This window comes from Clostridium neuense, from assembly GCF_045310695.1.
GTDB lineage: Bacteria > Bacillota > Clostridia > Clostridiales > Clostridiaceae > Clostridium_S > Clostridium_S neuense.
Genome location: NZ_JBJIAA010000025.1, coordinates 1 through 24495 on the forward strand (window position 1 = coordinate 1; position 24495 = coordinate 24495).

The 24495-nt window shown below is 30.1% G+C and carries 21 protein-coding genes, 2 pseudogenes and 1 riboswitch; of the genes and pseudogenes, 17 read left to right on the top strand and 6 right to left on the bottom strand.

Annotated elements, in window-relative coordinates:
• The 3 genes from ACJDT4_RS21860 to ACJDT4_RS21870 form a co-directional block, all read left to right on the top strand.
• Nucleotides 1-1001 (top strand): polymorphic toxin type 15 domain-containing protein (locus ACJDT4_RS21860; protein ID WP_406789731.1); only part of this gene is annotated, 1001 nt, incomplete at its 5' end.
• Between the two features lie 11 nt (nucleotides 1002-1012).
• Complete coding sequence (locus ACJDT4_RS21865) at nucleotides 1013-1561, top strand: T6SS immunity protein Tdi1 domain-containing protein (protein WP_406789732.1); 549 nt, start codon at nucleotides 1013-1015, stop codon at nucleotides 1559-1561.
• Between the two features lie 571 nt (nucleotides 1562-2132).
• Nucleotides 2133-2702: a recombinase zinc ribbon domain-containing protein gene (locus ACJDT4_RS21870; protein ID WP_406789733.1), complete on the top strand. Its 570-nt coding sequence runs from the start codon at nucleotides 2133-2135 to the stop codon at nucleotides 2700-2702.
• Nucleotides 2703-3316: 614 nt separating this feature from the next.
• On the opposite strand, the gene ACJDT4_RS21875 is transcribed toward ACJDT4_RS21870, so the two are convergent.
• Nucleotides 3317-4473 (bottom strand): IS3 family transposase gene (locus ACJDT4_RS21875; protein ID WP_406789734.1). Its coding sequence is split into 2 segments (ribosomal slippage): nucleotides 3317-4218 and nucleotides 4218-4473, totalling 1158 coding nucleotides; the frame shifts between segments, so codons are not numbered across the junction.
• 145 nt (nucleotides 4474-4618) lie between these two features.
• Here ACJDT4_RS21875 and ACJDT4_RS21880 point away from each other — a divergent pair.
• Nucleotides 4619-5137 (top strand): hypothetical protein, encoded by a 519-nt coding sequence (locus ACJDT4_RS21880; protein WP_406789735.1) that lies wholly within the window; start codon nucleotides 4619-4621, stop codon nucleotides 5135-5137.
• A gap of 497 nt (nucleotides 5138-5634) precedes the next feature.
• Nucleotides 5635-6087, top strand: coding sequence for a hypothetical protein (locus tag ACJDT4_RS21885; RefSeq protein ID WP_406789736.1), 453 nt, complete (start codon nucleotides 5635-5637; stop codon nucleotides 6085-6087).
• 8 nt (nucleotides 6088-6095) lie between these two features.
• On the opposite strand, the gene ACJDT4_RS21890 is transcribed toward ACJDT4_RS21885, so the two are convergent.
• Together ACJDT4_RS21890 and ACJDT4_RS21895 are read right to left on the bottom strand one after the other, a co-directional pair.
• Nucleotides 6096-7028 (bottom strand): GNAT family N-acetyltransferase, encoded by a 933-nt coding sequence (locus tag ACJDT4_RS21890; RefSeq protein ID WP_406789737.1) that lies wholly within the window; start codon nucleotides 7026-7028, stop codon nucleotides 6096-6098.
• A gap of 11 nt (nucleotides 7029-7039) precedes the next feature.
• Nucleotides 7040-7135 (bottom strand): annotated as a pseudogene (locus ACJDT4_RS21895) (YciI family protein); the annotation flags it as partial.
• A gap of 138 nt (nucleotides 7136-7273) precedes the next feature.
• On the opposite strand from ACJDT4_RS21895, the gene ACJDT4_RS21900 reads away from it, so the two are divergent.
• Nucleotides 7274-8605: an aminotransferase-like domain-containing protein gene (locus ACJDT4_RS21900; protein WP_406789738.1), complete on the top strand. Its 1332-nt coding sequence runs from the start codon at nucleotides 7274-7276 to the stop codon at nucleotides 8603-8605.
• 15 nt (nucleotides 8606-8620) lie between these two features.
• Here ACJDT4_RS21900 and ACJDT4_RS21905 read toward each other — a convergent pair whose 3' ends face one another.
• On the bottom strand, nucleotides 8621-8797 hold the full coding sequence (locus ACJDT4_RS21905) for a flagellar biosynthesis protein (RefSeq protein ID WP_406789739.1): 177 nt from the start codon (nucleotides 8795-8797) through the stop codon (nucleotides 8621-8623).
• A gap of 157 nt (nucleotides 8798-8954) precedes the next feature.
• On the opposite strand from ACJDT4_RS21905, the gene ACJDT4_RS21910 reads away from it, so the two are divergent.
• Complete coding sequence (locus ACJDT4_RS21910) at nucleotides 8955-10328, top strand: sensor histidine kinase (RefSeq protein ID WP_406789740.1); 1374 nt, start codon at nucleotides 8955-8957, stop codon at nucleotides 10326-10328.
• The gene (locus ACJDT4_RS21915) at nucleotides 10325-11008 is read left to right on the top strand and encodes a response regulator transcription factor (protein ID WP_406789741.1); all 684 of its coding nucleotides are present in this window, start codon (nucleotides 10325-10327) and stop codon (nucleotides 11006-11008) included. Before ACJDT4_RS21910 ends, ACJDT4_RS21915 begins: the two co-directional genes overlap by 4 nt.
• A gap of 56 nt (nucleotides 11009-11064) precedes the next feature.
• On the opposite strand, the pseudogene ACJDT4_RS21920 reads toward ACJDT4_RS21915, so the two are convergent.
• Nucleotides 11065-12444 (bottom strand): annotated as a pseudogene (locus tag ACJDT4_RS21920) (urease accessory protein UreH domain-containing protein); the annotation flags it as partial.
• Nucleotides 12445-12519: 75 nt separating this feature from the next.
• Complete coding sequence (locus ACJDT4_RS21925; protein ID WP_406789742.1) at nucleotides 12520-12696, bottom strand: hypothetical protein; 177 nt, start codon at nucleotides 12694-12696, stop codon at nucleotides 12520-12522.
• 162 nt (nucleotides 12697-12858) lie between these two features.
• Between ACJDT4_RS21925 and ACJDT4_RS21930 the strand changes: the two genes are divergently transcribed.
• The 9 genes from ACJDT4_RS21930 (at nucleotide 12859) to ACJDT4_RS21970 (ending at nucleotide 24418) form a co-directional block, all read left to right on the top strand.
• Nucleotides 12859-13671, top strand: coding sequence for a tetratricopeptide repeat protein (locus ACJDT4_RS21930; RefSeq protein ID WP_406789743.1), 813 nt, complete (start codon nucleotides 12859-12861; stop codon nucleotides 13669-13671).
• 9 nt (nucleotides 13672-13680) lie between these two features.
• Nucleotides 13681-14793 carry a sensor histidine kinase gene (locus tag ACJDT4_RS21935; RefSeq protein WP_406789744.1) on the top strand — a complete coding sequence of 371 codons (1113 nt, stop codon included), beginning with the start codon at nucleotides 13681-13683 and terminating at the stop codon, nucleotides 14791-14793.
• A gap of 4 nt (nucleotides 14794-14797) precedes the next feature.
• Nucleotides 14798-15430 (top strand): response regulator, encoded by a 633-nt coding sequence (locus tag ACJDT4_RS21940; protein WP_406789745.1) that lies wholly within the window; start codon nucleotides 14798-14800, stop codon nucleotides 15428-15430.
• 371 nt (nucleotides 15431-15801) lie between these two features.
• The gene (locus ACJDT4_RS21945) at nucleotides 15802-16737 is read left to right on the top strand and encodes an ABC transporter ATP-binding protein (protein ID WP_406789746.1); all 936 of its coding nucleotides are present in this window, start codon (nucleotides 15802-15804) and stop codon (nucleotides 16735-16737) included.
• A gap of 11 nt (nucleotides 16738-16748) precedes the next feature.
• Nucleotides 16749-17852: an ABC transporter permease gene (locus ACJDT4_RS21950; protein WP_406789747.1), complete on the top strand. Its 1104-nt coding sequence runs from the start codon at nucleotides 16749-16751 to the stop codon at nucleotides 17850-17852.
• Nucleotides 17852-19000 (top strand): ABC transporter permease, encoded by a 1149-nt coding sequence (locus ACJDT4_RS21955; protein WP_406789748.1) that lies wholly within the window; start codon nucleotides 17852-17854, stop codon nucleotides 18998-19000. Before ACJDT4_RS21950 ends, ACJDT4_RS21955 begins: the two co-directional genes overlap by 1 nt.
• 120 nt (nucleotides 19001-19120) lie before the next feature.
• A riboswitch (purine riboswitch) is annotated at nucleotides 19121-19222 on the top strand.
• A 303-nt stretch (nucleotides 19223-19525) separates the two neighbouring features.
• On the top strand, nucleotides 19526-20815 hold the full coding sequence (locus ACJDT4_RS21960) for an NCS2 family permease (protein ID WP_406789749.1): 1290 nt from the start codon (nucleotides 19526-19528) through the stop codon (nucleotides 20813-20815).
• Nucleotides 20816-21297: 482 nt separating this feature from the next.
• Nucleotides 21298-22713 carry an amino acid permease gene (locus tag ACJDT4_RS21965; protein WP_406789750.1) on the top strand — a complete coding sequence of 472 codons (1416 nt, stop codon included), beginning with the start codon at nucleotides 21298-21300 and terminating at the stop codon, nucleotides 22711-22713.
• A gap of 466 nt (nucleotides 22714-23179) precedes the next feature.
• Nucleotides 23180-24418: a PucR family transcriptional regulator gene (locus ACJDT4_RS21970; protein ID WP_406789751.1), complete on the top strand. Its 1239-nt coding sequence runs from the start codon at nucleotides 23180-23182 to the stop codon at nucleotides 24416-24418.
• The last annotated feature ends 77 nt before the right edge of the window (nucleotides 24419-24495 follow it).

The following is a 24495-nucleotide window of genomic DNA, read 5'->3' on the forward strand; positions in this document are numbered from 1 at the left end:
AAAGTGAATTTACAGATACTCAAGTAGAATGTGCATTAGGTAATTGTTTTACAGGAAGGACTTTGGTAAAAACAGAGACAGGCTTAAGAAGAATAGACAGCATACAAGAAGGAGAAAAAGTATACGCAGAAAATGAAGAAACAGGAGAAATAGGCTTAAAAAGAGTAATACATGTATACAAAAATGAAACAAAGGATGTTATACTAGTAAGAGCAGGGAAAGAAGAAATAGAGACAACAGCCTTGCACAGGTTCTATATAGTAGGGGAAGGCTTTAAGATAGCAGCAGACTTAAAACCTGGAGATAAAATAAAGACAGCTGCTGGGACTTATGAAGAAGTAAAAGGAATAAGTGTATGGCATGTAGAAGCTGGGGAAAAAATATATAACTTGAATGTAGAAGATTACCATACATATTATGTTGGTGAGGGAGAATTACTAGTACATAATAATTGTAATGAGGATGAGGCAAATCAAGTATTATTGGACATGCAGGCTGAAAACACTGTACCAAGAATAAAAGAAATAGAAGTCAATTTTAACTATAAGGCGAAGTATGATAAAGCTGAATTTGCAAGGCAGTTAACTGACCAAGAAAATGGCATGAACAAATTGACAGTTGATGAATATTTGAAAAATAGACAAAGATATATTGATGAAGGTCGTGCAATAGAAGGAAATATGGCTCAGCAAGCAGCTAGAGAAAATGCATATTTAGATAAGGTTACAGAATTACGTAGAAGTGGGTTATCTCCAGAGCAAGCAAAAATAAAAGCACAAGAGTGGATGGACACACAGGCGGCGTTACATAATCCAGACCAAATTGCGGGAGGAAATCCATTAAATATTGGTGGAATGGGTGATAAAGGAATCAATTCATCTATTGGGTCACAATGGAAATATAGAATAGATGCTGTTGATGAGCAAATTCAAGCAATGGCTAAAAACATGACCGATGATGAAAAGAAAAGTACTTACCTAAATGTAAAATTAAAATACTAGGAGGATAGGCTATGAATGGTGATTTATTTAAAGGATATAAAATTAATAGTAAAGTTGATAGCGAAATAATTAATAAGTATAAAGAAGTTTTACCAAAGGAATTAATATCAGTATGGGAGAATTATGGATTTGGTTGTGTATTAAACGGATATTTGAAAGTAATTAATCCAGATGAATATCAAACAGTTATAGACATGTCATATTTTAGAGCAAATGTATCTACTCCTATCTTTGTAACTGCATTTGGGGATATAATCACTTGGGAAGAAAATAGATACATTAGAATGGTAAAATATAAAAACGGAACATTTAAAGGGATATCATCAGGATTTGATTTCTTTTGGGAAGATGCAAATACCGATTATTTTTGTAAGGAATTTTTTGAATTAGATAAGTACAATAAAGCAATTTCTAAATTGGGAAAATTAGAATATGATGAATGCTTTGGATATGTACCTTTATTAGGATTAGGTGGCAGTGAAAAAGTTGAAAATCTGAAAAAAGTGAAAATAAAAGAGCATATAGAATTAATTACACAGTTAGTAGGTAAAATAGAATAATAGTAGCAAGTTTATGCAAGCACTCACAAAGCCATTTGGGAGACGTGAATAAATTTTGTGAACCGAGATATACATACATAGAGAATCGTCATTTTTGTGGCGGTTCTTTCTGTTTTTGAGTTAAAAACAGGGGGTTCAAAGGGGGTCTAACCTTTTGCAAAACCAATTTCAACGCGTATTAATATCATTGAGCGGTCTCACCACACGTGGAGACTGTTGTGTTGATACACAAGAAATAGCTTGGTATCAAAGACTTTGGGGCATATGCCCTTTTTTTATGTGTGTTTTATGTTCCTATAGACTATTTTGGTCAATGGATTTTTAAGCGTGGGGGGCTTACAAATACGCAAAACTAAGGACTTTTGCGTTAAGGTTTAGTATTTGCTTAATTGTTTAAGTTGATACAATAAAAGGCAACTTGCCTCCACTATACATAAACTATAATTTTTATACAATAGGAAAAACCTTGAAAATGATCAAGAATTTTTGCTGTTTTTTACATTGAAAATTGGAGTTATAATGGTATAAAAATTACAATATAAAGGTAAAAATACCCAAATGTACACTCTAGGTGCAAAGTTATCTTGAGCTTGCAAGAGATGGTAAAAAGGAAATGTGGGAAGCAGTACAGCTTGAAATGGATAGAAGAAAAACCTTTGCTGAAAAATATAATATTAGCAAATTAGATTATGCAACAGTAGATAATCCTTTTGATGGAAGAGTTATTTGTGGACATTGTGGTAGCAATTTTGGAAGGAAAGTATGGAACTCTAATAATGAAAGACTTAGAAGAATTATTTGGAGATGTAATAAAAAATATACGGTTAAAGGTGAGAAAAGTTGTGAAAATAAGCATGTTGATGATACAGTTCTATACAAAGCATTTGTGAGTGTGTTTAATGAGATGGTTGAAAATAAGGAATACTTCATGGAGAAGTGGAAGGTAGGATTGCAGAGCGAAAACTTTTTAATAAGATATAAAACCAAGCAATTTATAAAGATTCTTAAAAATGCAAAGGTTTTAGAAGAATTTGATATAGATTTGTTTTTTAGAATAATAGAGAAGATTACAGTGTTTGAAGGGGAAAAGATTATAGTAACTTTACTTGATGGTATTGAGATAGAATGTGAAATTGAATAAAGAGTTTTAAAATAGCCAGTTAGTGTGATAGGTAATCACTTTGACTGGCTGTTTTTTTGTTTCGCACATTAATTTTGTAACTCTTACAATATGTAGTGAAATGTTTAAATGAAAAAATTTTGGTTTACTTTAAAGAAATATGTTATAATTTAATTCATAGGTTAATTATGGACTATTATGAAAAAAATACAATTACACATTGGCTATGATGATAAGCTCGATGAAAGGTTTATTGATGAACGACTTGCAAATGTCCTTGACACTCCAGCTGGCTCCACACCAAAAGAACCTGCCCAAATTGCGTAACTGCTATGCAAAAGGCTGAAGTATAGGTAAAGCAGGTGCCTAAAAGTACTCCAGCAAAAAAGTAGCCTGAACATCCCTATGACCTATTTTATAAATTTAGAGTATAAGCTAGGAGGAAGTTATGGCTAGAATTAGTTAAGATATTGGAGTTGCCGAAGGGGCAACTTCATACGTTAAAAATGTTAACATGAGTAGAAAAACAACCGTACATTTTCCCGATAAACTGGACACATCATAGTTAGATATTCTCTTTAAATTGCAGTATTGCTATCCTTTTCATATTATTTGATCTTAATTCGGTTTTACCATTATGTTAATAGGCTTTTATACTCATTTTTAACTTTTGACGGTATCATATATCCTATTGCCTGATGTTTCCTTTTTCTATTGTAGAAAATTTCTATGTACCAGAAAATGTCACGACGTGCTTCTTCACGTGTAATGTAATTTTTTTGATACAACAATTCACACTTTATGGTACTGAAAAACGTCTCAGCACAAGCGTTATCCCAGCAATTGCCTTTACGGCTCATACTGCATATTATTTCATTCTTTTTCAAAAATTCTTGATAATCATTGCTGCAATGTTGTATTCCTCTATCTGAGTGGTGAATAAGTCCAGGAGCTGGTTTGAATCTATTTATAGCATTATTAAGAGCATTTATGCATAATTGTGTTTTCATATTATCATCAGTTGCGAAGCCAACTATTTCTTTTGTATATAAATCTTTTACAGTGGCAAGGTATAGCCAGCCTTCATTTGTGCCAATATAAGAAATATCAGTTACCCAAACTTCGTTTGGCTTATCAACATTAAAGTTTCTGTTAAGTAAATTTTTTGCTACAAGAAGTTTATGATCAGAGTATGTAGTTGCCTTGAATTTTCTTTTTCTTATAGAGTATAAATTATTTTGTTTTTGTAGGTTATAAAGCCTTTTTCGGCTACAATGAGGGAAACATTCTCTCACATCATCAAGCAGTTTATCAAGACCATAAATCCTTCTATTTTCTTCATAGCTTTGTTTAGCTGCTTTAAGTATTTTTTCGTTTTCAATAACTCTCTTACTCTTAATATGTTTTTTCCAAGTATAATATCTACTCCGTGACGTATTAAATAATTTGCACATCTTTTCAATCGAATGTACAGAGCATTGATTTTCAATAAAATGATAAATCACCTTCGGTTGTCCTGAACAAAGAGTGCAGTAGCTTTTTTTAATATATCAACAGACTCGTCTAAATCATCAATTCTTTTTTGCTTTTCCTTAAGTTGACGTTCCAATTCATCAATTCTTGATTTCTCAGGATCTTGCTTTCTTTTCTGGTCATTAAGCCAATTTCTTAATGTTTGCCCATTTATACCTAAATCTTTAGCTACTCCATTAATTGATCTGCCTTCTTCGACAACTAACCTAATTGCATCAGCTTTAAACTGATTGTTATACCTGGTACCCTTATTTGACATTTTATCCTCGCCTCTTTACTATTATTATATCTAACTTACACTTGTCCATCAATTCGGGTACAGGTCAGATACTCTAGATTTAAGTAGAATTATGTATAAGAGTTTAGATAATCATAAGCTAATAACTATAAAGAAGTATTTTAAAATGGACTTAGATAGCCATAGGGCATCAGATGATACTAAGGTTGCGGCAGAAATATATATAAGATATTGTAAGAAACTTACTGATGAAGTAAAAAAGAATGATGATGTAGTATTTAGTAAAGATGAATTCAAATGCTATGATATAGTTAAAAACATATTAATTAGTGAAAATAAAAATACTGATTATTTAAGATATTCACATACTGGAAACTATTTTGATATAGATGTTTTTTATAATTTTTTCAGAATTAAATTAACTGCTAAAAAACATTTTATAGTATCACAATATACTATAGATGAATTGAAAAATATAGTTCCAGATGCTAAATATGAATTATCTCCAAAATCTGAAACTGGTAAAACCAGAATAATAATAGAAGATTTGAATGATATATCAAAGTTTAAGGGCTTCATATTAAAATCATTTGATAAATCAATTGAAAGCATGAATTATTATAAAGAACATGTAAATGCAGCAGAATACAATATTAGTAGATACTTAATAAGTAATGCAAAATAAAAAATATTGATATAAAGTATAATAGGGCAGAAATTAGGAATTATTACAGAAGATGATTTCTTAAGATATTTATAATAAATATGAAAAATGTATTTATTGTTCCTTTATATTGTGGTGACAAAATGGTGACTAACACTACCAATAAATAATATAATCTAATATATTCAAGCAACACGATAAGAGAAGAAACCCCGATAATTCAGGGCTTTAAAAGATGTGACATATTATAAAAACAATACATTATAATTTAGGATGTATTTAAATCTGGATGTTACTTGACTAAAATCTCCTGAATCTTAACATAAGATGTACACATCTAGAGTTTGCGCAGAGCGCATATGACTTCATGAACATAATACTCATTTATCTAAAGAATAACGCTTCAAACAAATATACTATGATAGAATAAATAAGAGTTTGCGCAGAGCGCATATGACTTCATGAACAAAATATTAGTATTTGTTTTAAGACTTTTCACATTATGAAAGGCATACAATATGAATATAATTAATTCCCAAGCATATTTTTCAAATAAGCAGCTCAAAAAAATAATTAAATTGCTAGGCAGCGGTTACAGGCCAGATTGTATTGTAATATATGAAACCAGAAGAGATGTAATAAAAAATATATTTCGTCACAGAGAGGTTCTTACAAGTGCTGTATCAATTTTATTAGGAAAAACAGAAGGTTTGTTTTGGCAACCTAAAAATAGAGTGAGTGTATTTATATTTTCTGAAAATGATGATGGAGATGATAAGGAGAGCAAACAGCTTTATTCACTGCATGCCCTTTTGCATGAATTAAGACATGTATATCAAGAAAAACATAAAATTAATGGAGACGAGGAAATAGATTGTGATAGGTTTGCAACAAATTTTTTAGATGTCCATTCAAAAGAAATAAGCAAAATAATGCATTGGAAAGATGAATGGACAGTTGAAGAAGAATAATAAAATTTTTATCCAGCTAATCTTGTAAGCAGCAGTGCACCTTTGCTGTCAAAAGGATTATCTTTTCCCATAAGCAGCATTACAAAAGTATGATATATTTTAAAATGGTGCTTTGAAATTAGGTAATTACATATTTCCATGTTATAAGTATTAGAGTCAATTAATATTTTTTTATAACCAATATTTTTAGCATAATTTGCACAAGCATTTACAATAGAATCTATGGCAAGCTTGTAATCCGCACTGCTATCTATAATGGCAAGTTTGATCTGTAAGCTCTTTGCGGTATTTTCTCTAATGGATTTTGTATAGCATATTGCAATTCCACAAATGCTGCCGCCATCTTTTAATTCAAAAATAGTTCCTAAACCTTGATGTTTTATGAGATTAAGTTCAGGGGTTAGATCAAAATCCTTGAATACTTTATTTGCTAGGTTTTTTAAGTTAGTTTTTAAGCTGTAATAATCAGTTTCACTAGCTATATTTACTTCATTTACACTGTATTTATTTGAATCAGAAGAATAATCCAATTCATCAAGCTCTTTTTTTAAACTTAGTGTTAGCTTAAGTGGAGAGAATCCAAGATTCATATAAAAACCCACATTGTAGCTTGATTCTGGCATAGTGTTAAGTCCTATGGTTGATGCATTATAGTCTTCCTTTAGAATTTTTATTGTGTGAGCTATTAAAGCTTTTCCAATACCGCTTCCCTTATATTCTGGATGAACACCAAGGGGACCAAACCATGCAAAAGAGCCCCATAGGTGTAAAAAGTTATATCCAACCACCTTATTGTCTATTTCGTAAACGATGCTTGAGTTGTTACTTGCTTCAATATAACCTTCGATTCCAGTTGTAGTTCTTTTGGTATCAGCTTTAAAGCATAGCTTATCTATTTCCTTTACAGCTTCAATATCTCCAAAACACATATTCCTTATCATTTTAAAACCTCCTATTTTATAAACTTTTCAAAGCCTTCTGCATATTTAGAAGGTATAAATTCAATTATTTCATATTCAGCTATGTCATTTTTGTAAAAAGGATCTTCTTATATTTTAAAATTATTATAAACATTAACTGTATCTCCTTAATGATAAATTTATGATACAATTGCAGTATAAATTATGTAAAAGGCTAATTCAATAATTAAAAATATATATTGTACTAGTACAAGAGGAGAAAGAATATGAGAAAATATGATAAAATAGTTGATTATATAAATAGCGAAATCTCAAAAGGTAGCATTAAATGCGGTGAAAGACTGCCAACTATAAGGGAGCTTTCGGAAAAGTTTGAGTGCAGCAAGCAGACAGTTGTGCATGCTTATGAAAAACTTCAAGGGCTGCATATTGTATATTCTATACCTCAAAGTGGATATTATCTTGTGGACAAGAAGAAAATGAATGAAGCCAAACATAATAAAGTGATTGATTTTTCTTCAGGAGCACCAGATGAAAGCATACTTTGTTATGAGGATTTTCAACATTGCTTAAATCAAGCTATAGATATATATAAGGTTACTCTTTTTAATTATTCATCTCCAAAGGGACTTAAGGAACTTTGTTATACATTAAAAAAATATTTTGAAGAATATCAGGTTTTCTGCGGTGAAGAGGATATATTTATAACTTCAGGTTCTCAGCAGGCAATAAATATACTTTGCAGTATGCCTTTCCCAAATGGAAAAAGCAATGTTCTTGTGGAGCAGCCAACATATATGGGAGCATTAAAATCCATTGAAATAACTGGAACACCTGTAATTGGAATAGAGAGAAAATTTAATGGCATAAATTTTGATGAACTTGAAAGAAGATTTGCTTTTGGAAATGTAAAGTGTTTTTACACAATCCCTAGATTTAGCAATCCACTTGGATTAAGTTATTCAAATGAGGAAAAAAAGCATATTTTAAAGTTGGCACAAAAATATGATGTTTATATAGTTGAGGATGATTACTTAGGAGATTTGGAGCTTAAAAACAACGAATATCCAATGTATTACAGTGATGTTTCTGGAAGAACAGTGTACGTTAAGAGCTTTTCTAAAATATTTCTTCCTGGGCTTAGAATTGCAGCAGTAGTGCTTCCCAAGGTTCTTCGAAATACGTTTTTAGAATATAAAAGATGGATGGATTTAAATACCGCAGTGCTTTCACAGGGTGCACTTGAAATTTATATCAAAAACGGTATGTTTAAAGCAAATAAAAAAAGGATAAGAAGGATATATGAAGAAAGAATGCAGATATTGAAAAGTGAAATTTTAAAAAGCAAACTTACTAATGTAAATGCTCATATACCGGATACAGGATTTTATGGCTGCCTTGAATTTTTGAAACCTATTAATACGATGTATTTAATGAATAAATGTAATAAAAATGATATACACATTAAGAATATGGAGGAGGAGTATTTAAAAGATTATTTTAGCAATGAAATATTAAGAATAAGTGTTGCAAGCTGCAGAAGTGAAGATATAAAAGTAGGTATTAAAAAAATTTTAGATATAATTAAAGAAGCTTAAAATCAATTTTTATTTTTACTTAGGTTTTCTTTTATAGCTTAATATGGCAGCTATGAGAAAAAAGCTAGCAGATATAAAATAAAGTTTGTTATAGTAGGGCAACTTCTTTTTTGATGCAATTGAAGCCATTAAGAAAAATATTCCCCCAAAGCAGAGAAGAAGTGATGTATAATAAGTTTTATTTCTTTTCAATGAAATCCCGCCCTTTAAAAAGAATTAAGTAGGTTAAATACAATTATAAAATAATATAAGTTACTTTTCAACAAAGATATGCATACTTTGAATATTTTTCTACACATAATCTTTATAATAAAATGATAAAATGTATGTATTTTTGGAGGTGATTTTGATGCAAAGCATAAGAAGAAGACTGAGCATAATAACTATAGCTTGTTCTATAGTGGCAATTATACTATGTGCGTTATTTGTAAATTTAGCTGTTAATAATACCTTTAATAAATATATGTCGGATATTCAAGAGCAGAGAAATAATAGAATTGTTCAGTACTTTGAGCAAATTTATAAGAAGGATAAAAGGTGGCAGTCTACCTCAGGAGAAGAAATTATGCATGAAGCTTATATGGGAAATTACTGTCTCACACTTTTAGATGCAAATAAGAAGGTTATTTGGGGAATGAATCCCTCTACTATAAAGCAAAATATGAATGGAACCATGATGAAATCTCAAAGTACAGGAGTATACATGTCAAGCACCTTTCCAATAAAAGATAATGGAAAGATTGTTGGATATGTTACTATAGGGCAGTATTCCCCAATTATTTTATCAAAGCAGGATGTTGATTTTAAACTTGCTATAAATAAAAATATCGTCATTAGTGTTATTGTAACAGCATTGTCGGCTATAATTATAAGTATCATGCTTTCAAAGCAATTTTCTGCACCTATTAAGGCAGTTGCGGATACTTCAGTTGAATTATCAAAGGGAAATTATTCTGCTAGTTCTGATGTAAAAAGTGATATAGTTGAGCTTAACAATTTAATAGAGAGTATAAATACTCTTGGAGCAAAGCTTAAAAAGCAGGATGAACTAAGGAGAAGGCTGGTATCGGATATATCTCATGAAATAAGAACTCCTTTAAATGTACTCCAGAATAATTTAGAGGCTATGCTGGATGGAGTATTTCCTGTGGATGAAAATAGATTAAATTATTTGAACAGTGAAGTTATAAGATTTGGAAAATTACTTGATAATTTAAGTGAGTTAAATGGTTTTGAGGATGAAAAAGTTCAGCTTAAAATGAAAGTGATTTTAATTGATGAAATTGTTAAAGCTGTTTGCGATGAATTTTACATTGAACTCAAAAACAAGAATATAAAGCTCAACTTAGATATAGAAAAAGGTAAAAAATTTAATATTATGGGAGACTACAATAAACTGAAAGAGGTTTTTATAAACATAATATCAAATGCAGTTAAATTTACTAATAATAATGGCCAAATATGGATAAAGCTTTATAAGAGTGAAGGTAAAGTACTAGTTAAAATCAGGGATAATGGTATAGGGATAAAAGAAGAGGATTTGCCTAACATTTTTGAAAGGCTTTATAGAGGGGATAAGAGCAGGCATAAGATACAGGGAAACGGAATAGGGCTAACAATTGTAAAAAGGATACTTTCACTGCATTCTGCGGATATAGGTGTTTCTAGTGTGGAAGGAAAAGGAACAGAATTTACTATAAGCTTTAGGGAAGTGATTATATGAAAAATATACTTGTAATTGAAGATGAAAAGCATGTATCAGAGGTAATAAAGGCTTATCTTGAGAGAGAGGGGTATACAGTTTACTGCACAGAAGCTGGTCTTAGTGGTATAGAGTTATTTAATAAAATAGAATTTAAACTTGTAATTCTTGATTTGATGCTTCCAGATATTGATGGAGAAGAGGTTTGCAGGATAATTAGAAGGAATTCAGATGCATATATATTTATGGTAACGGCAAAGGTTTCCTTAAATGATAAAGTTGAGGGATTGAATATAGGAGCAGATGAATACCTTACAAAGCCTTTTAGTCCAAGAGAACTTACGGCTAGAGTAAATGCACTTTTTAGAAGGTTTGAGGGTGAAAAAAAAGAAACTTTGACTTTTGATAATGGTAAGCTTGAAATAGATAAGGATACAAGAAACGTAAAGGTAAAAGGTAATGAGGTTATTCTAACTCCAAATGAATTTGACATACTGTACACACTTGCATTAAATAAAGGCAGAGTTTTGTCTAGAGAACAGCTTATTGAAAAAGTATTTGGTATAGATTTTGAGGGCTCAGATAGAACTGTAGATGTTCACATAAAGAATATACGTAAAAAGATAGAAGAAGATAGCAGAGAGCCCAAATATATAATTACAGTTACTAAGGTTGGCTATAAATTTAATGATAGAAATTAAAAAAAGGTGATGATTTCACCTTTTTTTAACATAGTCTTTTAATTTGATGGAACTTTTCCCGCACAGCAGCCAGGAGATGTAGCCGGTGGGATTTCTTCACTGTCCTTTGATGCATCTTGTGAATTTATGTTATCAACTACTTTTATTACTCCATTAAGCATTCCCATTCCACAGGTGAAATTTATGTCTCCATCCTTAGGTGTGAAGCTTATAACATTGTCACCCGAAACTAATTCTTTTTGGATATTGAGAGATGGAATTACTAGTTGATAATTGCAGGAGGTTAATTCATTTCCGGATATTATCCATTTTACAGGCATGTTTTTTTGAACATAAAATACATTTTGGGAATATCCGCTGGAGACTGCATCCATCTTTATTACTTGTACACCATTTTCTATTGTAGGTTTATTTATATTACTTTTAGCCTGTGAATTGCTGCTTGAATTTCCATAGGTTTTGCTTAAGGCGGCAGTAGCTGTTGGTGAAAAGGATATTCCATATAAATTAAGACCTCTATTTCCCATAAGTATTCCTAATATTACCACAAGAATTCCACTAAACTTTAATATGTTTTTTGTGTAGCCCTTGCTGAGTATACCTGATATGGCACCAAAGCCAAGCATCAATGGTACTGTTCCTAAGGAAAATAAAAACATTGAAAGAGCACCTTTTATAGGACTTCCAGTTCCAAGAGCATATAGCTGCATTGTTTGAAGAGGTCCACAAGGCATTAAGCCGTTTAAAATTCCAATTAAGAATGGTGTTTTAGGTTTTTTCTTCAATGAGCAAGAGGACCATGGAAGTTTTATGTTAAATCTTCTAAAAATACTAAAGCCAGCCATGTTTAGTCCCATAACTATCATAAACAGACCTGCTGCTATTTGAAGTGCTGCTTTGACTCCTATTGAAAGAGATAATACAGAACCCAGTGTACCGACAATTCCTCCAAGCAGTGTATATGAGATTACTCGTCCTAGATTATAGAAAATAGCTGGTTTAATAGAGTCCATTTTGCTTGAAGTTTCAACGTGAGAGCTTTGCGAAAGCATTATTCCACCGCACATACCAACACAATGAATTGAGGTTAAAAGTCCAACTATAAAAAGCATAAAGTAACTTGCACCATTTAGCTTTGAATTGATATCGAAGCCTGTAGAAGTGGAAGTACTTAAAAGTATAACTGCGGCGGCTATTATAAGCATTCCAACAATTTTTAATTTTGAAGAATCTTTGGTACTATATCCGGATTTTTTTATTGCACCTATTATATCCTTATATGTGCATAGATTTTGATCAAATTCTATAGTTGCACTTTGTTCCTTAAAACTTGCTGAAGCATTTTTTACGCCTTTTAGCTTTTTTAAAGCTGTTTCAACTTTATTTTGACAGGAGGTACATGTCATACCATAAACTTTAATTTTTTTCTTAACCATAATAATTGATAACTCCTCTCTAAGCTAAGTTATAATTATTATAAATGCCTATTGTGGAGATATTATGAAGAAGACTTACTTATCCTTTTTATCCCAATCGTGTTCTCTGAGACTGCTTTTAATTGAATATTTAATTGATTGCTGCAGATCATCTAAGCTTTCTTTAATTGCATTTTTTACAGCAAATTTTATAATTAAGTATAAAATAAAAGCTCCAAGAGCAATAGCTAGTAAGTAAATTATTGTTTCCAATTAAAATCACCACTTTCTAATAAGGTTAGACGCAATTAAAATGTATCAATATTGTACCATAAATTTCAAGTGAAATGTTAACTTTCTGTTAATGGGTTTATTGTATAGGTAGTAGAGTATATAATTAAAAGGAATGCAGAATATTTTATAGGGGTGGACTTTATGCTAAATAATAAATTTTTAACAAATGTCATTGTTATTGTCATTGGACTATTAGCATTTATGTTTGTAAACAAGTTTCTCGGAATAATAATTTTAGGAGTTTTTATAATTGCAGTGGCAATTCCATTGATACTTATGTTTTTAGGAAATTCAGCTTATGGTGCAGGACAAATAGATAAGTCAATTAGGTATTACAGAATGGCAGCAAATAACATATTTGCTTCTATTAAAATCAAAATTGCATATGGCTATATTGCTATAAAAAATGGATATATAGATGAAGCTGAAAAGGTTTTGCAAAAGTATGAAAATGTAAAAATGGGAGTTCAGGATGAGATAAGATATAAATCTACATATGGAATTGTTTTATGGAAAAAGGGGAAAATTGATGAAGCAGTTGAAATAGTTTCTAAGGTATATGAAAAATATAAGTCAACTGCAGTATATGAAAACTTAGGATATTTTCTTGTGCTTAGCGGAGATTATGATAAAGCAATTTCATTTAATAAAGAAGCATATGAATACAATGATTCAGACGCTGGAATTTTAGATAATTTGGCTCTTAGCTATTATCTAAAAGGCGAACATGAAAAATCTGCTGAAATTTATGAAAAACTAATGGAAATGAATCCAGAGTTTATAACTGCATATTATTACTATTCTCTTATACTAATAGAGAAAGAGGATTATAAGAATGCGCTAGAGAATTTGCAAAAGGCGTTAAAGTGTAAGTTTTCATTTATTAGTCTTATTAAGAAAGAAGAAATTGAAGAAAAGATAAAAGAAGTTGAAAAATTAGCTCAAAATGAGTAAAGGCGAAGTATGGATAGGTGGATGTGGATAGACTCAACAAAGCTGGCAGTATTAACATACTGTACATATGAATACTGCAGCAATAAAATAAAAAATATATATGAACTTGTATTAATTGTACTTATTTACATTTGTCTTAACACCATCACACATCTTGTAAAAAAAATAAATTTAAAAAGAGTAGTGGTGGTTTTATGCATAATAAATGTCATAGCTGCAGTAAAAATTCTTAGCCCAATGTTTATTATTTTGATAGCATTGAATATATTAGAATTAAATTTCTATTTTAAGTATAGTATTTTTACAAGTATTTTAGAATTAATATTGATTTTTATTTTTATAACTCCTTGGATAAAAGTACAATTTGTAATCTTTACATTTTTTAATTGTGTTATATATATGTTATCAAATAATTATTCAGTAAAAGTAAATACAATCATAAAAGAAAATGATGAGATGAGAGAAAAAATTTATAATCTTTCGTCAAAGTTAGATAAAAATTATGAATATGAGCGCCAGATAAAGTATACATCTAAACTTGAAGAAAGAAATAAGATTGCTCAAGAAATACATGATAGATTAGGACATACTATAGCAGGAAGCTTGATACAATTAGAAGCTTCCAAGCTTTTTTTGTACAAAGATGTTAAGAAATCGGAAGAGATAATTAACAAGGTTACTGAAATATTAAGAAATAGCAATGAGGGTATAAGGGCATCACTTAAAAATATAAAACCGCCTTCAGAGCAAATGGGTATTAATAAAATTAAGATTACATTAGATGAATTTTCAGTAAACAGTAATATAAAGACGAATTTAGTTTGTACTGGAATGATGGATAAAATAACCAATATGCAGTGGATGGTTATACACGATAATTTAAAAGAAGCATTAACCAATATTTTAAAATACTCAAAAGCCACACAGGTAAATGTTAAGATAGATGTACTTAGTAAGCTAATTAGAGTTGAAATAAAGGATAATGGAGTTGGAGCAGAGTCCATTAAAAAAAGCCTTGGAATAATTGGAATGGAAGAAAGATGTGGCAAGCTTCGTGGACAAGTAATTGTTGATGGAACCAAAGGCTTTTCGGTAATAATTATACTTCCAATTGAGGAGTGATAGTATGACAATAAAACTTTTAATAGCAGATGATGATGCTATTGTAAGAGAAGGTTTTAAAATGGTACTTGGTATGGATGAAAGCTTTGAAATAGTTGGAACAGTAGAAAACGGCAAAGAAGCTGTAGAATTTTGCAAAAATACTGATGTAGATGTAGCACTTTTGGATGTTAGAATGCCTGTAAAAAATGGGGTTGAGGCAACTTTGGAAATATGTGAAAAAACAAAAACTAAAGTCCTAATATTAACAACCTTTGATGATGATGAATTTATAAATGATGCAATAAGGTATGGAGCTAAGGGTTATCTCTTAAAGAGCAATCCTCCTGAAAAAATTAAGAGTGCTATAAAAATGGTTTACGGTGGTAATGCAGTCATTGAAAATGTGGTATTTGATAAGCTGAAAGAGAATTTAAAAGTTTCAAATAAAGGTAAAATTGATAAAAGCTTATTTTCGGAAAGAGAATTTCAAATAATAGAAAGCATATCAAGGGGACTTTCCAATAGGGAAATTTCAAAGGAACTTTTTATATCAGAAGGTACTGTTGCAAATTACATAACATCAATTTTAAACAAAACTGGTTTAGAGCATAGAACTCAAATTGCAATATATTATTTAAATAATGGGAAGATATGAAGTTCTTCACGTTTATAAAGTGAAAATCTTCATGTAGAAAAGGTGAACTTATGTACTATTATAAGTTTGGCCTTTTTTTTATAATATTGGTGTAAAGTTAAATTAGCTGAAGGCCATAAAATTTATTTGCAAGGTTTTACAGGTAATTTATAAAGGATTAGAGTACAAAGTACAGAGTACAGTAAAAGATGATTTTTTTCAGCTAGCGCTGCTAAAAATCTTAAACTTAATGCTAGATCATGGTTAAAATATAGTATTCAGCGCAGCTCATAATATAAGTTTTAAGATTTACGTAAGTGAAACGAAAGGTAAATCCACATTCACTGTGCTCTGTCAATTGTCCTCTGTCCTCTGTTTTAAAGGAGGTTATTATGAAAATTGTTAAAATAAAAAATCTTGTAAAAAAGTTCAATGATATAGCAGCAGTGGATAATATTTCACTTGAAATTGAAGAAGGTGAAGTGTATGGTCTTTTAGGGCCAAATGGAGCAGGGAAAAGTACGACAATAAATATGCTTTGCGGCCTTATTAGGGCAGATGCTGGTGACATTAGTATAATGGATAAAAGTATAAATAAGAATAAGCTTTTTGTTAAAGGCAATATAGGAATAGTTCCACAGGATATTGCTATATACGAAGAGCTTACTGCCTATGATAATGTTAAATTTTTTGCAGGGCTGTATGGCTTTCGCGGAAAAGAACTTAAAGAAAGAGTGGAAGAGGCCTTGGACTTTGTTGGACTTTTGGATAAAAGTAAAAACTATCCAATGGAGTTTTCTGGTGGAATGAAGAGGAGACTAAATATTGCTTGTGCCATTGCGCATAAACCTAAACTTATTATAATGGATGAGCCTACAGTTGGAATTGATCCTCAGTCAAGAAATCACATACTTGAATCTGTAAAGAAGCTAAATAAAATGGGAAGTACAATTATATATACAAGTCACTACATGGAGGAAATAGAAGCCATATGCACTAAAATAGGAATTATTGATCACGGAAAATTAATAATAGAAGGAACTAAGGAAGAACTTAAAAACAGTATTACTAATGTAAATACCACCTGTATAGCTTGCACGTCAATTGAAAATATAGATGAAAATGAGCTTAAAGAACTTAATGGAGTTATAGGTGTAGAAATAAATGAAACGTCAGCTTATATAAGTACTTCAGCAGATGTAAATAATTTAGATAAAATAATTTTATACTTTACTAAAAAGGGTGCTAAGATAAAAAATCTTGAAATAAAAACTCCTGATCTTGAAACTGTATTTTTAACTCTTACAGGAAGAAAATTAAGGGATTAGGGGTGAGGAAAATGAATATGCTTTCAATTATCATTAATTCTATAAAGCTTACACTTAAAAATAAGACTGTGTTTTTTTTAGAAATATTATTTCCAGTAGTGCTTATATTTGTATTTGGAATAGTTTTAAATGGAGCTATGGATAATTCTAAAAATTTTAAGGATATAAAAATTGGATATTATAATTCAAACGATTTAAATAATGCGTTTGGTGAGATAAAGAAGCAGGGCCTTAAGCTTGGAATGAAGTTTTATAAGGATGAAAAAGAAAATGCAATAAAGAAGGTTGAAGATGGAAAGTATACATGTTTTGTTGAAATAAAAAACAATGAAATTTACCTGTATAAAAATGATAAGGATGAATTTAAAATAAATCTTGTTGAAGGTTTAATGAAGACATTTGTTCAAAGGTATAATGCTATTTTTAAGATAGCAGCAGTAAACATGAGGGCGTTAAGCAGTATGAACTTTAAAAAAATAGATATGAATTTAGTAAAAGATGTTTCAATTAGTGGAAAAGGAACTCCTGGCTCAATGGATTATTACGCTGTAACTATGCTTACTTATATTCTAATATTTTCTGCGACTAATGGATTTTACGCAATGTCTAAACGTAAGGAAATAACCAATAGAATTATCTGTTCTCCTGTGAAAAAAAGGGATGTTATTTTAGGAAAACTTTTAGGAAATGTTGCATTTGCCGCAATACAGATACTTGCACTTATATTATTTAGCAAATTTGCATTTAAAGCATATTGGGGCGAGAATATTGGCACAGTGTTTTTTATAGCTTTATCTGAAGCAGCAGCAGTTATTTGTATTGGAATGGCTGTAGGTTTTATAAGTAAGAACTGCAATGAAATTAATACTCAAGTTTCAACAATAGGGTTAGTACTTGGATTTTTAGGTGGAGCATTTATTCCAGTAAAGAATATGGGGAAAACATTTAAGTTGATATCCAATATATCGCCAATAAGACTTATAAATGACGCTATATTTAATGTTATTTATGAAAGTAATTTTACTAAAGCTTTTATGGCAATTGTCATATGTATGCTTACAGTATTGATATTTATGGTTATAATGTCAGTTTATTATGAAAGGAGAGTGGCTTAATGGTAAAAGATATATTATGGCTTATGCTTAATACATTTAAAATAAGTTTTAGTAAAAAAATTAATCTTATAGGGATTATAATAATTCCAATATGTGCTATATTACTTTCTATAATGGTAAGCACTAAAAGCAGCAGTAACCCAATAGATGTTGGAATTTTAGACAATGATAAAAGTAGTATGTCTAAAGACTTTGTAAAAAATATTAAAAGTCAAGATGATTTTAATATTATATTAGTTAGTGAAAAGGATGGGGAAAACAAGCTTACAGCTGGAGATATAGATTGTAATGTTATAATTCCAAAAGGTTTTGAAAAAAGTATATATGATAATAGAATAAAAAAGTTATATATTAAATCCTTAAAGGGTTCATCTGCTACTGCGTGGGTAGATAATTATACCAATATTTATTTAAATAATATAATGGATACATTTAAAGCCTCTGGAAATAATATAAATGTATTTAATAAGATATACAAAAATAGTAAGGTGAAAGCACTAGAACTTAATATAGAAAAAGTAAAGAATAAAGCAGCTGATAAGGAAATAACCTCAAGAAGTATTGGATTTTTTATAATGATTGTAATGATGAATGCGAGTATTTCATGCGGATTCATTTTGAAGGAAAAGAAGAACAGGGCTTATCTTAGAATTCGTTCTTCTAAAGTTAGTTCAAAGTCATATGTATTAGCCAATATATTTGCTGGACTTGTTGTTGCTGCTGTTCAAATTTTTGCAGCACTCATAATTATGGTTGGAATATTTAAAATCAATACCTATGTTCAGTTTTGGCAGTTATTCATTATATTACTTTGTTTTGCAATTTCGGCAGTAGGGCTTGGAATTTTAATTGTGTCGTTTTGTAAGAATTCTAATTCAGCAAATTATGCTATCACGCTTATAATAACACCAAGTTGTATGGTGGGAGGTTGCTTTATACCTACCAATCTTATGCCAGAGACAATTCAAAAGATATCATACTTCTTGCCTCAAAAATGGACAATTGATGCTATTGAGAAACTGCAAAATGGAAGCAGCTTTGCAAGTATATCCTCATATATTTTGGTAATACTTGCTTTTGCAGTTACATTTTTTATAATTGCAGCTTATGGATTTAGCAGAGATCAAAATGTAAAGATATTCGAGTAAAAGTCACAATTGAGAGCATTAACTATATATACCAATGATTCATAATAAATTTATAGAAAGTTTAAAAATAGCTTGATTTAATTATTAAATTGCTGTAATATTATTAAGGATGACACGAATAATAAATAAATTTAATATACCCGTATATACTTAGAAATATGGTCTAAGAGTTTCTACCAGACTACCGTAAATTGTCTGACTATGGGTGTTTATAGGTATTTTGTATATTTATAAACTCCATAAATTAATATGGAGTTTATTTTTGTTTTTGGGCTTATTGTTCGTATTTATTGCGAAATAAACTTGAAGTCATAAAGTGTTTTATTTGGTGGCAAATATTGAAAAAAATTCACCGCTTAGAATGCTTATTAAGGTTCTGCAAAAATACATTATATTAAATAGTAAAATAGGAAAACTAAAGTTATATGATCTAAGCCTAAATTACTATAGTTAAACACCACAAGACAAAGCGGTCATAATATTTTTTCATAATATAAAATATTAAAATAAATCTGGGAGGTACTTATGTTAGAGAAAATTTTTCACTTATCAGAAAACAAAACAAATGTTAAAACAGAACTTTTAGCTGGATTTACTACTTTTATGACAATGGCATATATACTTATAGTTAATCCTCAAATTTTGCACAAAACTGGTATGCCAATGGAAGCAGTTTTTGCAGCCACAGCTCTTGCATCATTCATCGGTACTATAATTATGGCTTTTGTAGCAAATTATCCTTTTGGAATGGCTCCAGGAATGGGACTTAACGCATTATTTACTTATACAATATGTATTACAATGCACTTTTCTTGGCAGACGGCTCTTGCAGCATCACTTATTGAAGGTATTATATTTTTATTATTAAATGTCTTTAAGGTTAGACAGTATATAATAGATAGTGTTCCACAAACACTAAAATATGCAATAAGCATAGGAATTGGTTTCTTTATAACTTTTATAGGTCTTCAAGATGCAGGAATAATAGTTAAGTCAGAAGGAACTTTAGTTACACTTGCAAATATGAAAAGCCCAACAGTTTTACTTGCTGTTTTAGGTGTTTTATTAATAGCTGTACTTTATAACAGAGGTGTAAAAGGTTCTTTTATAATAGGTATGATAGTTATATATGTATTAGGCATAATTTTTGGATTATCGCCAGCACCAAGCAAAGCTTTTTCAGCACCACCATCCGTTGCACCAGTATTTTTAAAATTTGATTTTTCACATGCAATGACATTTAAAATAATTCCAGTTATACTTGCTATGTTGTTTGTTGATATATTTGATAGTATAGGAACTCTTATAGGTCTTGCTTCAAAGGCAGGATATTTAGATAAAGATGGAAATGTTAAAAATGCAGATAAAGTTCTTACAGCTGATGCTGTTGGCTCAACTATAGGAGCTTGTCTTGGAACTTCTACACCAGTTGCTTTTGTAGAATCTGCTTCTGGAATTGCAGAAGGTGGAAGAACAGGACTTACAGGTGTTGTAATAGCAATATTATTTTTATTAGCTATGTTCTTTTCTCCAATATTAACAGCAATACCTTCATTTGCAACAGGACCAGTTTTAATAGTGCTTGGAGCAGTAATGATGGAGCCTATCGGTAAAGTTAATTTCTCAGATTTCACAGAGAGTTTTCCTGTGTTTATAACTTTAATACTTATACTTCTTACTTATTCAATTACAGATGGTCTTGCATTTGGATTTTTATCTTATGTTGTAATTAAAGCATTCTCAGGTAAGGCTAAAGAAATACCAAAGGCTTTGTATATAATTTCAATATTATTTATAGTAATGTTTGCCATTTAATATATAAATAAATATCTACCTAGATTTTTGTTAAGGTTAATTGGTAGTATTGACAGGACAATTTTTAAAAATCCAGTAAATCTTGCTTGAAATTCTAAAAAGGCTTAGTGCTTTCAATTTGCTTAAGAACAGTGAGTTGTTGAAAGTTATTAGAATTTCAAACTTAGATTTATGGATTTTTTTAATGTCCTTAAATACTGCTGATTAACCTTTTTTATATTTTTGAGTAAATAGGGAATAATATTTTGTGTAAAAAAATGCTATTACAGGATACAAAAAATGATATGTTTAAGTGAAATATGTAAAAATAACAATGAGGCATCACTATTATTGACACATTAAAAATATATGTCAATAATATATCACTAAAATTAGCATATTGATTTGTGAAAACGTTTTTAAGACGACAATGTTGAACTTTTAAATAGATTAAATTCAAGATATAATATTAATTGCTGCAATTAATATTAAGGAGGAGTTTCATGGACATTTTTAGAAAGAAATCTTTAGAAAGCATGCTTACTAGTGCAAAGAAAACACATCTTACAAAAAGCCTTAAAGCAAAAGATATAGCAGCTTTGGGAATAGGTGCAGTTGTTGGTGTTGGTATATTTGTTGCTACAGGAACAGGTGCCCATATGGCAGGACCTGCTATAATAATTTCATTCATTTTAGCAGCCATAGTAGCATGCTTATGTGGATTAAGCTATTGTGAGCTTGCAACTATGTTTCCGGTAGCAGGAAGTACATATTCATATGCATATATAACTTTTGGGGAATTCATAGCGATGATAATAGGATGGTGCTTGACTGCAGAATATTTAGTGGCATGTAGTGCGGTTGCATCTGGATGGTCAGGAACCTTAGTTGGAATATTAAAGAATGTAGGAGTAAGTTTACCACATGCTATTATTGCTTCACCTGCTAAGGGTGGAATATTAGATTTGCCAGCTGTGCTTATAACTTTATCTCTAACATATATGCTTTACTATGGAATGAAGGAAAGCTCACGTGTAAATAATGTAATTGTATGTGTTAAGATAGCTATAATTCTTCTATTTTTAGTATTGGGTGCGTCACATATTAATGTTGCTAATTATAAACCATTTGTTCCATTTGGATTTAAAGGTATTTTTCTTGGTGCATCAACAGTATTTTTCTCTTATATAGGATTTGATGCAATTTCAACTACAGCAGAGGAAGCTGAAAATCCAAGTAGAGATGTATCAAGAGGACTTATAGTTTGTCTTATAGTTGTAAGCTTGTTATATATATCCGTTGCTTTTGTTCTTACTGGTATGGTTCCATTTAAAGAAATAATATCTGAAAATGCAGTTCCAGGCGCACTTGCGAGAGTTGGAATTAGATGGGGATCAGCTTTAGTTGGAGTTGGAGCAATTTTAGGTATGATTTCTACAATGATAGCAGTTCTTTATGGTCAAATAAGAGTATTTATGGTTATGTCAAGAGATGGACTTATTCCAAAGGCTATTTCAAAAATTCATCCAAAACATAATACACCTTATGTAGCAACTTTGTTAACAGGTATTACAGCAGCTATAATAGCTGGAGTTTTGCCGCTTGATATCATAGTTGAATTTTTAAGTGTTGGTACTCTTTTGAGTTTTTCAGCCGTATCTCTTGCAGTTATTGTTCTTAGGTATAGGATGCCAAATTTTGAAAGAAAATTTAGGTGCCCAGGAGTTCCATTTACACCATTTATAACCTTAATAGCTTGCATAGCATTACTTACAACATTAAGGGCTGTAACTTGGCTTGGATTTATTGTATGGTTAGCTATTGGACTAATAGTATACTTTACCTATGGAGTGCATAACAGTGTACTTCAAAATCAAATTAAGGAAGTAAATGAAGATTTAAAGGAAAATCAAAAATAGATAAGGTTTTATACCTTATCTATTTTTTTTATATAGATAGACAACTTAGAAGATTTAAATTGATAATACTAAATTCATACTGTTAAGTTATGGTTTAACTCAGAGCACAGTGAAGATAGATTTACATTTTGCTGCTCTCAGGTAAATCTTAAAACTTATTAGTATCAGTTCGCTGAATATTATATTGTAAGCCATGTGCAGCATTAAGTTTTATATTTTTCGAAGCATAGCTGAGAAAAATAATCCTTTACTGTTCTCTGTCAATTGTACTCTGTACTCTAAGTAAAATATTAGTTTTCTAGTATAGACTTGGTGTTGGTCATTTCAAACTTTCAAGTTGTCTATCTTAAAAGCATTGATGATAAATTGGCAATAAATAATTGACATATATAACAATTATTCATATAATTTAGATATTAAGTAATAATTTTTAAATACATGTTAAACTATGATAGGGGGTTATGTCATGGTAATAACTTGTGGTAGCATATTAAAATTACCTTTTCTTGAAAATATGAAAGTTGTGGCGGGGGAAAGGGGATTGAATAGAATTATTCGTTGGGTTCACGTAATGGAGTATCCTGAATATTCAAGGTGGCTTAACGGTGGAGAGCTTATTTTATTTTCAGGAGTGGCTATCAAAAATGATTTGGATAAATTTTTGAGTTTTGTAAAAGATATAAATTCTAAAAATGTTTCTGGACTTGCAGTTAATATAGGGCCATATATTGAGAAAACACCTAAAGAAGTTATAAGTTTAGCAGATTCACTTGGGTTTCCAATATTCGAATTTCCCTTTGAAGTTAAATTTATAGATGTAAGTCAAAGCATATGTAAAGCAATTTTTATAAATAAGGTGGAGCAGCAATCTAGGGATAATTTTATGAAGGATATTATTCTGAAAGGAACAGTTTTTTCGGAGGATATTTTGGAAAGAGCTATTTTGTACGGGTATAACCCAAATAGAGAATACTATTCCTTTGTTATAAGTATTGAAAATTTCAACAAAATTGCAATGAAAAATGGAGTGCTTGATAGTGAAAAAGCATTTCAAGTTAAGCAGCATGTGGAACAGATTGTAATGGATATGTTCAATAAAAAAGGTAAGAAACTAATTCAAATAACAGAAGACAGTTCAATTATATTAATGATTGAAGGCAGGAACAATAATTTTTATAAAACTTCAATTGAAGATGTTGGATGGGAAATAATTAAAAATATAAATGCTGCAATTGATAATATAACTGTAAATATTGGAATAGGTGGATTGTGGAATGAGCTGAAGGACTTTAAAAAAAGTGTTAATGAAGCACGTAAGATATTAAGACTTTTAAAAGCTAACGGTTTAAAAAATACTGCAAGATATTACGAGAATATTGGCATTTACAAACTGTTTTTTAAGATAGATGATTATGGTATAATGGAAAATTTTTATCTTAATTCATTAAAAAGTTTATTAGATTATGATAATAAAAATACCACACAGCTTGTAGATACGCTTGAGGTTTATATAGAAGAAGGTGGAAATTTAAATAGAGCATCTGAAAAACTTTTTGTTCATAAAAATACTTTGAAATATAGGATTAAAAGAATTGAGGAGATTTCAAAATGTGATTTGAGAAATGTTAATCAATTATTTGATTTTTATATTTCTTTTAAAATTAAAAAATTCTTAAAAATAAGTCATTTCAACTCTAATAGTTGAAGGGCTTGTTTTTTTATACCATTTTAGTTTGGTAAAACAAAAGCTCAGGGTTATATTTGTCCCAAAACGATATATAA

What these genes read in the sequence shown, in the direction of transcription:
- ACJDT4_RS21865 (WP_406789732.1), top strand. Translation starts at nt 1,013, where the DNA reads ATGAATGGTGATTTATTTAAAGGATATAAAATTAATAGTAAAGTTGAT.
- ACJDT4_RS21880 (WP_406789735.1), top strand. Translation starts at nt 4,619, where the DNA reads ATGGACTTAGATAGCCATAGGGCATCAGATGATACTAAGGTTGCGGCA.
- ACJDT4_RS21885 (WP_406789736.1), top strand. Translation starts at nt 5,635, where the DNA reads ATGAATATAATTAATTCCCAAGCATATTTTTCAAATAAGCAGCTCAAA.
- ACJDT4_RS21890 (WP_406789737.1), bottom strand. Translation starts at nt 7,028, where the DNA reads ATGATAAGGAATATGTGTTTTGGAGATATTGAAGCTGTAAAGGAAATA.
- ACJDT4_RS21900 (WP_406789738.1), top strand. Translation starts at nt 7,274, where the DNA reads ATGAGAAAATATGATAAAATAGTTGATTATATAAATAGCGAAATCTCA.
- ACJDT4_RS21910 (WP_406789740.1), top strand. Translation starts at nt 8,955, where the DNA reads ATGCAAAGCATAAGAAGAAGACTGAGCATAATAACTATAGCTTGTTCT.
- ACJDT4_RS21915 (WP_406789741.1), top strand. Translation starts at nt 10,325, where the DNA reads ATGAAAAATATACTTGTAATTGAAGATGAAAAGCATGTATCAGAGGTA.
- ACJDT4_RS21930 (WP_406789743.1), top strand. Translation starts at nt 12,859, where the DNA reads ATGCTAAATAATAAATTTTTAACAAATGTCATTGTTATTGTCATTGGA.
- ACJDT4_RS21935 (WP_406789744.1), top strand. Translation starts at nt 13,681, where the DNA reads ATGGATAGGTGGATGTGGATAGACTCAACAAAGCTGGCAGTATTAACA.
- ACJDT4_RS21940 (WP_406789745.1), top strand. Translation starts at nt 14,798, where the DNA reads ATGACAATAAAACTTTTAATAGCAGATGATGATGCTATTGTAAGAGAA.
- ACJDT4_RS21945 (WP_406789746.1), top strand. Translation starts at nt 15,802, where the DNA reads ATGAAAATTGTTAAAATAAAAAATCTTGTAAAAAAGTTCAATGATATA.
- ACJDT4_RS21950 (WP_406789747.1), top strand. Translation starts at nt 16,749, where the DNA reads ATGAATATGCTTTCAATTATCATTAATTCTATAAAGCTTACACTTAAA.
- ACJDT4_RS21955 (WP_406789748.1), top strand. Translation starts at nt 17,852, where the DNA reads ATGGTAAAAGATATATTATGGCTTATGCTTAATACATTTAAAATAAGT.
- ACJDT4_RS21960 (WP_406789749.1), top strand. Translation starts at nt 19,526, where the DNA reads ATGTTAGAGAAAATTTTTCACTTATCAGAAAACAAAACAAATGTTAAA.
- ACJDT4_RS21965 (WP_406789750.1), top strand. Translation starts at nt 21,298, where the DNA reads ATGGACATTTTTAGAAAGAAATCTTTAGAAAGCATGCTTACTAGTGCA.
- ACJDT4_RS21970 (WP_406789751.1), top strand. Translation starts at nt 23,180, where the DNA reads ATGGTAATAACTTGTGGTAGCATATTAAAATTACCTTTTCTTGAAAAT.